This window comes from Ruegeria sp. HKCCA4812 (genome assembly GCF_013034245.1).
GTDB lineage: Bacteria > Pseudomonadota > Alphaproteobacteria > Rhodobacterales > Rhodobacteraceae > Ruegeria.
The window spans coordinates 159,893-171,271 of sequence record NZ_WQFQ01000002.1; the positions used below are offsets into that span (position 1 = coordinate 159,893).

Here is an 11,379-nt window from a genome sequence, read left to right on the forward strand (position 1 = left end):
GGTCTCCATATTAAGCCGCTTTCAGGCTGGCGTCGGACCAATCCATTACATAATCCGCGCTGAACGGCTTGGCCCTCCATGCCGCATAAGCCGCATTGGAAGGCGCGGTCAGCGTTGTGGTGAATGTGCCGGTCCCGTTGATGTTGAGGTTGTTACTAGGGGTATTGATCGCGGCAAAACTGGCGTCGTAGAACGTCACCTGACATTGGTAGTTGCCGCCGCCGGTAAAGTTTTCGACAGTCACCGCCCATTCATAGTCGGTTGCGGCCCCAATAGCGCTACCCCCATTCAACGTTGCTAAGTTGGCAGCGCCCGATCCCGTCCAGAATGTCGAGAACGAACCCGCTGTGCGCCACTGCGCCTGACTGCTGGTTATGGTAACGCCGCCGGGTGGCGACCACTTTGAGGCATCATCAAACCCCGGATCGACCAAAAGTTCAGGGTTTCCCACCGGCCCCGCGATATATGGCGTATACAGAAGCATCATTGCAGCGCCACCACGTTCAGGACGGAGAAGCTGTTCACGACTGTGATAAACAGCATGAAGTCGTCGCCATCAGTTGTTGTGAGGGTGTCGCCTTTAACCACGGTGAACCCAGACGTGGTGATTGTTCCGGCGCTTGCGTTGTTCGTTACCTGAACCGCGAATGTCCCTTCGCCGCTCGGCACCCCTAGGGTGAATGCGCCGCCGTTCACAATGCGCTTGATGTTGCTGCCAGAAACCGCAGGCGTGTAGGTGCCTGACGATTGCGTTCCGTCGTTGTCCGACGTGTAGGAAACTTCGGGCGAGGTTATGACAGGCGCGGTAAGGGTCTTGTTCGTCAGGGTTTGTGTGTCAGTTGTTTCCACAAGCTCCGTAACATCTGACAGGCGCGCTTCGAGCAATGCCCTTGTGTTAACGTCGATCGACGTGCTGCCGTTTAGCCCCAAAAGCCCCGTGTATGAGGCAACGCTTACAGCATTGGTGACTGTAAGATTGTCGGCGTAGATGTGCCCCGCTCTTACAGCGTCAGTGCCGATATCGCGCGTCCCGTCGGCGTCAAAAGTAATGTTGCTGTCAACCGGATCACTCCAAGCATCACCGCCACTCGCGCCGGGGACCGTAGCCCAAGACCCATCGCCCCGCAGGTACGTTGAAGCACTTGCGGTTCCGGTTGCGCTTATTTTGGCAATGGTAACGGCATTGTTGTCGATTTGAGCCGTTCCCACTGTATCCAGATCCGCAAGGGCACCCGTGTTCGCTGTAGCGCCCGTCGCAACCCCTGCCAACTTGGACTTTTCCGCCGCTGTCATGAGCTGCGTGTCGCCGGTGTTATCATCGCCGGGGATGTAAACGCTATCGATTACGTCGTCGAACTCCCCCCGCAAATCTGCCGCTGAAATGTCGCCCGATGTGTTGTCAGCAAAAGCTGTGTTTTTATCGGCTTTCAGCGCTGCCCTGCTTTGAACTGCCATGTGTCTGCCTCCTAGACTGCAAAGGCGCTAGAGAACGCCGAAGAAAACGCGCCAACGGCCCCACCCGGAACCGTGCTTGTGTTGGTTGTGTAGGTTCGCGTGTTACCCACGCTGTCAGTGACCAGAACCCGCGCAAAAACAGCGTCACCCGCTTGCAGGTCGTAGGTCCCCGGCTGCACAGCGCCGTTCACGTAGTAGGTCGGAACCGCGCTTGAGATTGTGCCCTCTGTGGACGTGTAAGACCCCGCCACGTATCCATCTGCGGGGGTGTCTGAATCAGAAAGCGCCCCCATTGTAGGAGGCGCTGTTGCTGTGATTATTGCTGCTGTGCCGCGTAGCGTGGAAAGCCCGAGGCCGATACTCAGTCTCATGATTTATTCCCTGTTTACCCTTGGGATGGATACCGAAGTTCGTCTGTAAGCTCGGCTATGAGCTGCAACCGCATCGGGTCGGTCAGTTCCACTGCGGCTATCAGGTTGTGGTCGCGGTAAACCCGAAGCTCGCCCTCGTGGACCTTGACAGTTCCAACTGATTTAACCGTTATTCTTCGCGTCATGCCGTGACCTTCACTCTGCCAACCTCGCCCTTTTCCTTGTGGTACGTCACGGCCTGCAATTGGGCGCGGGCGCAGTATGCGTGACCGACCGCGTATGCATCCTTGGCCGTGAGGGCGCGTAGTTGCTCCCACTGCATCCCGCCTATGTCCGCGCTCTTGTGGTGGTGCAGGTGCCCGGTCCATAGAAAGCGGTATTGCGTCTGGCCCCACATCGGGGCGTATGTATCGGCCAGGAAGTTCACCAGCCGTTCTGCCTTCACACCGTCGCCGTGGTGGGCGCAGATCATGTTTTTGCCGAACTGATAGGTGAAGTATTTCCCCGGCTGCTTTTCGACCGTCACGCGGGGTTCATTGCGGAAATGCTCATAGAGCGCGAACATGATCGCGACATAGCTTTCCGGGTTGTGGTTGCCGGGAAGGATGCGAAGAATCACATTCTTGTGCTTCTTGAGCGCCAGCTTAACCGCTGTCACAAGCGTGGAGATTGTCACGTCTATGGTGCGGTAGTGCCGTGAATCCACATCCAAAACATGCTTAGAAGCTGGTGTCTGGTTCTTGTGGTCGTCCGCGTGGGTCAAATCGCCCACATCTAGGATGATTGCGGTTTCAGACGGGGCCGATGCCTCTACAGCCTGACCGAGCCAGTTGATCAGCCGTTGCGTGGCCTTCTTGGTGTCGTAGTCCTCGCCGGTCTCTGGCCCCCATGCCAACATGCCGATATGCACGTCTGCGGTCAGGTACAGGGTCAGGAGGTCCTTTGCCTTATGCGCCGGGGCGGGGATTGGCTCTGCTGCTGGCAAGTCTTCGAACGCGGCCTTGATGCGCTCGATCATGTCTTCTTGTTCTTGCGCGTCCGCCTTCCAGAATACCGAGTCACGCGACCCGTCTTTGTGCTGGATGACACGCCAGCCGTGCTTAGCTGCGCCGATATCGAGGCCGCTAACCTCGATTGCCGCCTTCTGCCCTTCTGGGGCGTCCAGCCACTGCTTGGCCCTTACTAAGCGATCTTGTAGCGCATTCTTGCTAATCCCGAGTGCGGCAGCCGCTTTACGCTGACTGCCGTGCTGCTCGTAGGCTTCTAGGGCCTCTCTTTGTGCCGGGGTCATGAATTAAGCGTCGGGCGATGGCTCGGCAAAGGCCAGAAGGCACACGTCCCCATTGCCGGGAACGTAACCGAACGTAACCGTTTCTTCGCCACCTTTGATGAGGTAGGTCACTGAATCGACTGCGCCGAATTTTGTTTGCACAGCTCCCCGGTGCAACTGCCTGCCAAGGCCCTTTTTCTGCCGAAATACGTCCCAATTTGTGTTGTACTTCTCGGCGCTTTCACAAACCGGCTTAGAAAGAACTGTTATCTTGAACCCGTTTTTGAACAACACTGTATTTTGTTCATTCGAAGCCTCTGCGAAAACAGGGGTTGCTGTGATAAGGGCTAATGCTGCTGCTAGAGATTTCATGTCCGTAACCTTTCGGTTGGGCCCGCTTTTCCCGGTGCAAGCCTGTCCGGTACTCCCTGCATATTGTTAAATTAGTTAGCAATTGTCAACTAAATATGCCAACTTAACCGCATGCTTCCACATGATTTAGCGTTAGAAGATCACCGCACCTGCTATGAAAATTAGCGCGTGGTATCCGACAAGCGCCGCCAGCCCGATCCAGTGATCGTGAACGGTTGGCTCGTATTTATTTCGGCACCAAGTAGTCAAAGGCTGGGCAAGCCAGAGCAAAACGCGCGTAGCCTTCCTGAATTTCGGCCTTGGTCTGTTCCGTATCCAGTCTAGAACGTGTCGCAAGGCTCTCCCCCCACTGGATACATAGTTCCTGCTCAGTCGCGGAAGCCTCGGTCATCATATTCCCGCAGGCGGTCATCAAGGTTGCGGCCAACGCGGTCGCGAATATCAGCGGCGTTTTCATAGTCATCCTCCTGCGCCTCTGCGCGGGCCTCTGCGCGGCCTTGCTTCTTCTTCACGGCCCCGAATGTCAGGAATGCAATTACCCCCACCACGGCGGCGCTCAGCAAGCGTCCGATGCGGGTCGTCAGGAACCAAGTCACAACGACCAGCCGTTCCGCTTGGCCATGGCATACGCCAACTCAACGCCAGCGCCGACAGCCGCCGCGATTGCGGTTACAAGGTCTGGATCTGCTGCGAGGGTGTCACCAGCGGCTTGCGAGCCAACGATAACGCCGCCGATGATGTAACGCAGGATGATACGGGCAATGGGTGCATAGTTCATTTTTTGGAATCCCGTTTTGTGATTGCTGAGAGCAGGCTCTGGATAAGCCCGATGATCGTTTCGAATATGTTGGTGGAGGTCTTCTTGCCGTATCCTTCGGCAGCAAGGGCAGCGTCATACTTGGCCGCAAGTTCCGCGATTTGCGCAGCCTTGTCTGTGCCGTTGATAACGCGCCGCGCGCCCTTCCAATCTGTTTTCTCAGAGTTGATGTAGTCGGACAGTTTCCTGCCGGTAAACCAGCCCTCTTTAGAGCCTCTGACCAATATCTTGGTGGCTAACTCTGGTTCCATCACCGCGTCTGGATTTCTCGCGAGGTCGCGGCCAAACACTGAACCGGCGTGGACGTAGTTGCCGCGCCAAGTAAGCTGCACGTATCCACGCCCATAATAGGGATAATACCGCAAGTTGCGCCTGCGCCATTCCTCGCTTAGCCAGTATGCCTCTCGAACCGGCTTCATCGTGTGCGCCGTTTCCCAGCGCGTCGTTGCCAGCACGTATGCAGCCTGATTGCGCAATAGCCCTTCTTTCGCGCACTCATCGATAATGAGGCGCGTGTCACCGCGATCTAAATCCATGTTCAGTCGTCCGTGTTGAAATGGGTTATATTCTGGACCGGCCTGCGTCCGTCTCTCGGTGCCCATGTGGTGTAAATGGTGTAACTGCCATCTAGCCGGGACAGGCAGCCAGGATCACCCACATAGTCATCCAGCGTGAACACCTTCCGGCGGCTTTCGTCTGTCTCGAACTCAGCCCAGCCGGTCCCGTGGCACACCGTAAAGCCTGTTTCTTCCGAGGTCACAACAACCTGAAAATCAGCGATTACATCAGGCGGGCGAATGGCGCGGTCTAGCGTTACGTACCCCCCGGAATAGGACAGTTCCCTTATGGAGATGAATGCAGGTTCAGGCATCACATAGTTGACGCCGATCAGCATCACCCCTGCGGTTAATCCGCCGACGAGAGAAGGACCAAAATTCATCAGAAAAGCCCCAATTGTTTAGCCATGATGTAGCCACCGCCAATCACCGAGATTGTGGCGAACATCTTGACGAATGCGGGGAAGCCTTGCGCAATTCGGGAGAACCACGAAAGGCCGGTATTCTTAAGGAACTCGTCAGGGTGCATGAAGTGGCGATCAAAGAAGTGGTGCCGCTCTCGCATCTGCGCGCGCTCCTCCGGGGTGAAATCTTCCTGAGAAAATCCCTTCCCCCGGAACTCTAAAGGGTTCTTCTCGTTCATTGCGTCCCCCGCCTAAAAGATGCGATCAACACCAAACTTGTCAGTGGGACGCAGAGAGTGCGGCAGCCCGCGATAACCAGCGTCCCTTGCTCGGCCTCAAGCGCGAGAACCCAGAGCAACGTAAAAAGCAGCAATGCCGGGGCTGAGCCAAGCAATGCGATAAGCGCGCCACCCCTGCCCCCCATGACGCAGCCAATCGCTGCAATCAGGCAGGTTGCGGCCTGTGTCAGTGACCAGAATAAAGCCGGGATTGCGTAGACCGCAGGCCCATAAAGCTCAGGCGTTACCGGGTTGCCCCCTCGGGCGATTGTCACCGTGAAGCTCAGGGCGATCCCGCAGAATCCGAACATCGTGACCGCGTAGACATATCGGCAGCGGTCGAACTCGGTCCCTAGCTGCCAATCTCTGTAAATGTCATCCAGCATTCTCGCGCCGCCATTGGACCCCGGCGGCAACCAAAACCAAATGCGGGATAGCAGCAGCCGGGAACATGGCGACAAACGCGCCAGTCATCACGTGCCCCAGATCCTCAAGGCAGTCACTTAGTTTGGCGTCAAACCAGCAGAGTTGCAGAAACTCCCAAAAAGCATAGGCCATTGCGATAAACGGAATTGCCTGCCAGCCACATACGAACACCGGAGCGAAGCCAACTAAGTATGTATGTCCGATTTGGTTTAGAAGGTATTTCCCCGGCTCTTTCTCATAAGCCGATGGGGAGCGAAGAAGGCCGATCATTACACCTCGCCCCGTTCGCTATTCTCGCTGATTGTCACGCCGTTCTTTCCCAGACATAGAACGCCTCGGAAGGCTGAATGTTGTTGTGAGCGCCACCCGAGCCAATGCTTGTTGTTGTCCCAGAATACGTATGAGCGTGTGACCCAGCGGTAGAGGTGAGCGAACCACGACCATCAACACTGCCCGCGAATTGAGTGTTGCTATTGGGGACTCCGGTGTCGACGAAACTATACCGTCCGCCGTTGATGCCTGCGCCGCCGCCCTCAATGTGGCTGTGCGCCCCGCCTGTGCTGGTTATGCCGGAATAGGCGTGCGTATGAGCCGGGGTTTCAGCCACTGTCAGGGTGTGTGTTTCGGAACCGCGCTGGTCTCCTTCAGCCCATGTGCTTTCGCCGTTATCGCCTACACCAACGATGGCGCGGCCTTCTGCGACTTGTGCCCATGTGGTGCCGGGAAACCGCAGCCCAGGGTTTGCAGAGCTGGTGGACATAATCGTTGAGCCAACCGGATAGATCAGATCAATGACACCTGCCAGATCCGCCATCACTTCCCGAATGGCGTTGTTTATCCCGGCTGGGGAGCAACCTTCGGCAATGTTGACGCCATTTATTGCCGTATTGTTGGCCGCGTTTGAGTCATAGTCAGTAATCGCCATTTAGACACCCATCGATTGAATGAATTGCAGGTAAGCGGCCATTGGATCGCGCTGCGCAGGTTGGATCTGCGCTTGCGGTCGTGGGGCAAATTGAACCGGCTGTTCTTGTGGTTGACTGGCTTGGGTTATCTCCTTGCCGATATTGGCGAGGATCCCAAAGTTGGTCTGCTCGGGCGTACCCATGTCGAGTTGATCAGGTGACGGGGGCAGAATGCCGGAAGTCTCCGCTTGCTGCCCGCCAAACGTCATCCTCTGGTTGCCGCCTCGCGCGCCTGCCATTTCCACTTGCCAGGGCTCCCATTCCATCGGAACGGAAAGCCCATATTTCGAGGCGTTTTGTGCGATCCACTTCGCGGCAGGTGAGTTCGCGTCACGGATCAAGCTGCCGTCAATGGCAAAATCTACAGCAGTCCCGTAGTTGTGCTGAGATTTACCGGGAGGCGCGACCCATTTGCGCGCCGCTTCTGGCGAACCGTATTTTTTGACTGCCGCGTCATAAAGTTGTCCCTGCAACTCTGGTGATCGGTATGCAGACGTGATCTGCAAAGGCACCCCGGCGTCATGCGCGGCCCTGACCATATCGTAAACACCAGAGGCAAAAGCCGGGTTCAATCCGGTGAAACTGTCAGGACGAGCGGCAGCACCGCCCACCGCATACGGCGACCAGTTGTAATTCATTGAATTTGCCTCTTTGGTGTTTATATTGGCCGCATGAGTGTTATTGATTTTGCGTTTGCGGTTTTCATTGGAAACGTTGTTTCCGGTATATTCTTTTGGTCATGCTGGCAGTTTCACAAGCATGACGAGCAAGCCCACTGGCTTGCTTATGCAGGCTTCTTGCTCCCGATAGCGGGGATGCTGATTACGCTATATGTTACTGGCTCAGCGCCACCCCACCTCGACGCAGTAAGCCTTCAATAGTGTTCTGGGTTGCTGCGGGGAGTTGAGGAAGGTTCTGAAGCGCGCCTTGCGAGATAAGCGCTTTGGCAATATCCATCTGTCGTGATGCCATGCTGTCGCCAACATTTGCGGCAATTTCACTAGCGCCACGGCCAACAGCCGCGCCGAGAATACCGCCCGCTGCGCCGCCGCCGAATGTCGCGATTTTTGCGCCCAGACCATCGCCCAGCAACCGCACGGTGCGCCCAACGGCTGTATTGCCAATGACTTTGCGCAGTGCGTCTTCCTCTGCCTTCGTGAAGAGTTTCATTTTCTTGTTTTTCCGCAGAAGCGATTTGATCTGGTTGCGAAGCCCGCTTGCGGTCCCACTGAGGTAGTTGTCAGCCTCATCAGAGGCGTTTTCGAGCATTTGGGTCTTTACAGCCGACTTCCACATTGACCGCGCCTTCTTGAGTGCAGTTGTCGCGGCCTTAACATCCCCCGCAACCATGTCTTCAGGTCTCAGGCTATCGATAAATTGGTCAATCTCATTCACTGCTTGTTTTGCGATGTTCGCGCCCTGCGTTGGACGGAACGCATTGTCAACTTCCCGACCAAGAACGCCAGCTTGTTTGCGAACGTCTTCTATAGCCCGTAGCGGGATGCCGTATCGCCCAGGACCAGCCGCTGCTTGGCCTTCGCTGGCCTCTTTGACCATCAACCCAAGGGTCTTATTGATGTCACGGCCAGATTTCGGCTTGAGCCCAAGTGGGCCGGGGATTTTTGGTGCCCCGGCGTCATCAATGCGCTTTGCGACCTGAGATGTCAGGCGCTCCATGGCCTCTGGACCGATTTGTGCATCTGCGTTTTCAAAGGCCCGGTATTGTGCGCCGGAGGAAGCGCGCTGTTCTGCCGCTGTCTTCGCCGCCGCTAGCGCCTGTTTCTTCGGCGTTCGCTGGATGAACTTATTCACGACACCCCGAACAGCAGACCCGATGACGGGAGTCGCAGCCCCAACCCCAGCGCCCCACAGAAGCCCATCACGAAGCGAAGCCAGGCGATTATCGCCCTCCCCTTCAGTGAAGCCATAGACCCCACCCATACCGGCCCCAGCCGCCGCCGACGCGCCGCCACGTAACAGCAACCCACCTTTAGCAAGACTGCCAATCGCCCCGCCTGGGAGAAGCGCGCCGAGAATGCCGCCCCCTACTTCAGCGGTGAGGGCCGCGCCGGGGTTGCTTTCCTCTAGAGCGCGTTCTTGTTCTCGGTAGTGGTCGCGCCGTGTCTCATAATCGACGCCGGGAATAAGGCTCTCAACGGCTGCTGACGCCTCGTCCCCGACGACTCCCAACGTCAGAGACTCGCCGCCTTTATTCAGGAACGTGCCAATCTTTTCGCCAGTGGACATAACGCCATCATCAACACCGATAACGTTGTCCTTAACCCGGCCCCAGAACGACATATCCGCCTCTGGTTTTTTCGCGCGCAAAGCCTTTTGACGGGCTTCAAGCTGGCGCTTGATTAGCTTGGCCTTAAGGTCATTGGCCATTTTCGAGTTCCTCAAACCTGCGCAACATTGCTTCTTGCTGCTCAACACTCAAATTTTCAATGTTTACACTGGCCAGTTCGTCGGCGCTCATCTTACTGAAATCGAGGCTTGTTGCCCCTTCTTCTTTCTGCGTGAAGCCTTCCATTTCAATCTGCCGGGTCAGTTCGCGGGCCTCATTCTCTGGGATGCCCTCATTGACAACGCGGTTGTAGATACTCTCAAGCCGGTCGAGGTTGTAAAGGATATCTTCGGCCTTCTGCGACTGCTCAAGGCTACCAAAGACAGCTTGCAGCAACCTGTTTTCAAACTCTGAAACCTGACCCAAGGCACCGCCTGTTGGTGAAGCGTCACGCATGGCTTGAAGTTTGTCAAAGCCGATGTTCGCTTTTATCGTGGTCAATCGGTTCTTCAAGGCACCCGCGCGGGTGCTATCAATGTTTGACGCTAATCCCCCGGTAATGCCGGTCGCGGGTGAGAATGTACTTTCTCCCGCGATCAGGTCTTTAGCAATGCTGATTTCATCAAGAACAATGCTGTTCGCGGTTTCCTTGGTGCGTTCGGCAATTTCGGCCTGCTCAGCCGCAACATCAGCTTCTTGTGCTGCCGCTTGCTGTTTCTGCCACACCGGCCCCCCTTGATATGGGATGGCAATAGGCGCGCCGCGCTCATCAGTCAGTATCTCACCGTTTTGGCCTCGCTGCCACACCAAGCCGGGGCCAGGATCCCCAAAATCAACGCCATTATCCCCCATATTGACGGTAACGCCGCCGCCGCCGACTTGAGAGATTTTACCAGTGTTCGCACCGGAAACGCCACGCTGCCACGTCTTCGTGGCGTCAAGGCCCATCGCAGCGGCTTCTTCTTTGGGGATGACTTCCCAACCCTGCGCGCCCTGATCCGAATAATCCGCAATCACGTCGCCCGTCATCGGGTTGACCAGTCGTCCGTTGATAACGACGCCTTTTGCCGGTGTCTGGGGCTGCATCAACTTCATGATGTACTGAGACGCCAGATGCGGGGGCATTGCGGCCAGAACGCGGCGCATTTTCGGGTCCATGCTTTCAAGCGCGGGGCCGATAGCCTCCTGCATTGCTTGTTGCTGCTCTTGCTGTTGCACTTGCGCATAGATGGGCGACAAGTCAGGCGCGCGACCGGCTGCAAGCTGCGTAATTCCAAGACCCAAACCCTGTAGCAGGTTTGCTGTCTTCGGCTTCATGTCTCCGAAAAGGCCAGCCATATCAAAGGCTCCCGTAATGCACGGCCTGAATGCCGCTTGGAAGCGTCACAACCGCGTCGGGGTGCTTGTCTTCCACTTCATCTGCCATAACGCCCATGTGATAGGTGTTCCCGCCCTTGTAGCGGTACGTATAAACAGGCGTCCCATCGTCCATTGCGCCAACGCGCTTGATATCTTCCTTAACGCGCCGGTCAGAAAGCAGCGGTGCCGCTTGCAGACCAAGGCCAAGAATACCAAGAAGGCCAGAATTACCGCCGCTCTGTGTTGCGGTTTGAACCCCGAACGCACTCCCAACGCCGGATGTGAGCGATAGATAGTTGCGCAATGCATCAAGATCAGCGCTTTTTGTCTGCTGGTCCCTCAACATGTCGGCGTTGATTTCATCTTGCGCGTGTTGCTGCCGCCCCGTGCCCAACTGATCCAAGAAGCCGGATTGATTGTTGGTGAACTGCCCGAGCCCTTGCAGTGCATTGGCCGCGCTCAGCCGCCGGTTAAGGGCGTTGTCCTCAAGCTGTGCCAGGCCCGTCGAAAGGCCTTTTGTCAGGTTTTGCTGATGCAGGTCGGATCCGGTCATGCCGGAATGTGCGAATGTGGCGTTGATCGAGGGCATCAAGCCTTCAATGACGTTCTGTTTCGCCGACTCTAACGCACCCTGCCCAAGCATAGCGGTGAGGGAGCCGCGCGCAACATCAGCCGACTCCAAGTTTTTACCAACGGATTCCTGCGCGGTTTGGATTGCCTGCGTTCTAAGCGGATCAAACCCCGCAACCATCTGCCCTGCATACGGGTCGATCCGCATACCGCCCCTGTTATACAGGCTTTGCGCATCGCTCAGACCC

The 11,379-nt window shown here is 56.4% G+C and carries 18 protein-coding genes; all 18 read right to left on the reverse strand.

Annotation, left to right across the window (positions count from 1 at the left end; translation table 11 throughout):
• Positions 1 to 10: 10 nt before the first annotated feature.
• A complete protein-coding gene (locus GOW04_RS08090) occupies positions 11 to 487 on the reverse strand; it encodes a hypothetical protein (RefSeq protein WP_171232150.1) in 477 nt (158 codons plus the stop codon).
• On the reverse strand, positions 484 to 1,455 hold the full coding sequence (locus GOW04_RS08095; RefSeq protein ID WP_171232151.1) for a hypothetical protein: 972 nt from the start codon (positions 1,453 to 1,455) through the stop codon (positions 484 to 486). Before GOW04_RS08095 ends, GOW04_RS08090 begins: the two co-directional genes overlap by 4 nt.
• Positions 1,456 to 1,466: 11 nt before the next feature.
• Positions 1,467 to 1,826, reverse strand: a complete 360-nt coding sequence (locus GOW04_RS08100) for a hypothetical protein (protein ID WP_217356902.1) — start codon at positions 1,824 to 1,826, stop codon at positions 1,467 to 1,469.
• Positions 1,827 to 1,840: 14 nt separating this feature from the next.
• Entirely contained in the window at positions 1,841 to 2,011 is a 171-nt protein-coding gene (locus GOW04_RS08105; protein ID WP_171232153.1) for a hypothetical protein, read from the reverse strand.
• On the reverse strand, positions 2,008 to 3,117 hold the full coding sequence (locus GOW04_RS08110; protein WP_171232154.1) for a hypothetical protein: 1,110 nt from the start codon (positions 3,115 to 3,117) through the stop codon (positions 2,008 to 2,010). Before GOW04_RS08110 ends, GOW04_RS08105 begins: the two co-directional genes overlap by 4 nt.
• Positions 3,118 to 3,120: 3 nt before the next feature.
• Entirely contained in the window at positions 3,121 to 3,468 is a 348-nt protein-coding gene (locus GOW04_RS08115; RefSeq protein WP_171232155.1) for a hypothetical protein, read from the reverse strand.
• Positions 3,469 to 3,836: 368 nt separating this feature from the next.
• The gene (locus GOW04_RS08120) at positions 3,837 to 4,064 is read right to left on the reverse strand and encodes a hypothetical protein (protein ID WP_171232156.1); all 228 of its coding nucleotides are present in this window, start codon (positions 4,062 to 4,064) and stop codon (positions 3,837 to 3,839) included.
• On the reverse strand, positions 4,061 to 4,246 hold the full coding sequence (locus GOW04_RS08125; protein WP_171232157.1) for a hypothetical protein: 186 nt from the start codon (positions 4,244 to 4,246) through the stop codon (positions 4,061 to 4,063). The genes GOW04_RS08120 and GOW04_RS08125 overlap by 4 nt, the downstream gene beginning before the upstream one ends.
• A complete protein-coding gene (locus GOW04_RS08130; RefSeq protein ID WP_217356903.1) occupies positions 4,243 to 4,821 on the reverse strand; it encodes a glycoside hydrolase family 19 protein in 579 nt (192 codons plus the stop codon). Before GOW04_RS08130 ends, GOW04_RS08125 begins: the two co-directional genes overlap by 4 nt.
• A gap of 2 nt (positions 4,822 to 4,823) precedes the next feature.
• The gene (locus GOW04_RS08135) at positions 4,824 to 5,225 is read right to left on the reverse strand and encodes a hypothetical protein (RefSeq protein ID WP_171232159.1); all 402 of its coding nucleotides are present in this window, start codon (positions 5,223 to 5,225) and stop codon (positions 4,824 to 4,826) included.
• The gene (locus tag GOW04_RS08140) at positions 5,225 to 5,485 is read right to left on the reverse strand and encodes a hypothetical protein (protein ID WP_171232160.1); all 261 of its coding nucleotides are present in this window, start codon (positions 5,483 to 5,485) and stop codon (positions 5,225 to 5,227) included. The genes GOW04_RS08135 and GOW04_RS08140 overlap by 1 nt, the downstream gene beginning before the upstream one ends.
• Positions 5,482 to 5,910, reverse strand: a complete 429-nt coding sequence (locus GOW04_RS08145; protein WP_171232161.1) for a hypothetical protein — start codon at positions 5,908 to 5,910, stop codon at positions 5,482 to 5,484. Before GOW04_RS08145 ends, GOW04_RS08140 begins: the two co-directional genes overlap by 4 nt.
• On the reverse strand, positions 5,900 to 6,220 hold the full coding sequence (locus GOW04_RS08150; RefSeq protein WP_171232162.1) for a hypothetical protein: 321 nt from the start codon (positions 6,218 to 6,220) through the stop codon (positions 5,900 to 5,902). Before GOW04_RS08150 ends, GOW04_RS08145 begins: the two co-directional genes overlap by 11 nt.
• A 34-nt stretch (positions 6,221 to 6,254) precedes the next feature.
• Positions 6,255 to 6,875: a hypothetical protein gene (locus GOW04_RS08155; protein ID WP_171232163.1), complete on the reverse strand. Its 621-nt coding sequence runs from the start codon at positions 6,873 to 6,875 to the stop codon at positions 6,255 to 6,257.
• Complete coding sequence (locus GOW04_RS08160; RefSeq protein ID WP_171232164.1) at positions 6,876 to 7,553, reverse strand: D-alanyl-D-alanine carboxypeptidase family protein; 678 nt, start codon at positions 7,551 to 7,553, stop codon at positions 6,876 to 6,878.
• Between the two features lie 196 nt (positions 7,554 to 7,749).
• Complete coding sequence (locus tag GOW04_RS08165) at positions 7,750 to 9,303, reverse strand: hypothetical protein (RefSeq protein ID WP_171232165.1); 1,554 nt, start codon at positions 9,301 to 9,303, stop codon at positions 7,750 to 7,752.
• On the reverse strand, positions 9,293 to 10,540 hold the full coding sequence (locus GOW04_RS08170; protein ID WP_171232166.1) for a hypothetical protein: 1,248 nt from the start codon (positions 10,538 to 10,540) through the stop codon (positions 9,293 to 9,295). Before GOW04_RS08170 ends, GOW04_RS08165 begins: the two co-directional genes overlap by 11 nt.
• 1 nt (position 10,541) lies before the next feature.
• Positions 10,542 to 11,312: a tail fiber domain-containing protein gene (locus GOW04_RS08175; RefSeq protein WP_171232167.1), complete on the reverse strand. Its 771-nt coding sequence runs from the start codon at positions 11,310 to 11,312 to the stop codon at positions 10,542 to 10,544.
• Positions 11,313 to 11,379: the final 67 nt, after the last annotated feature.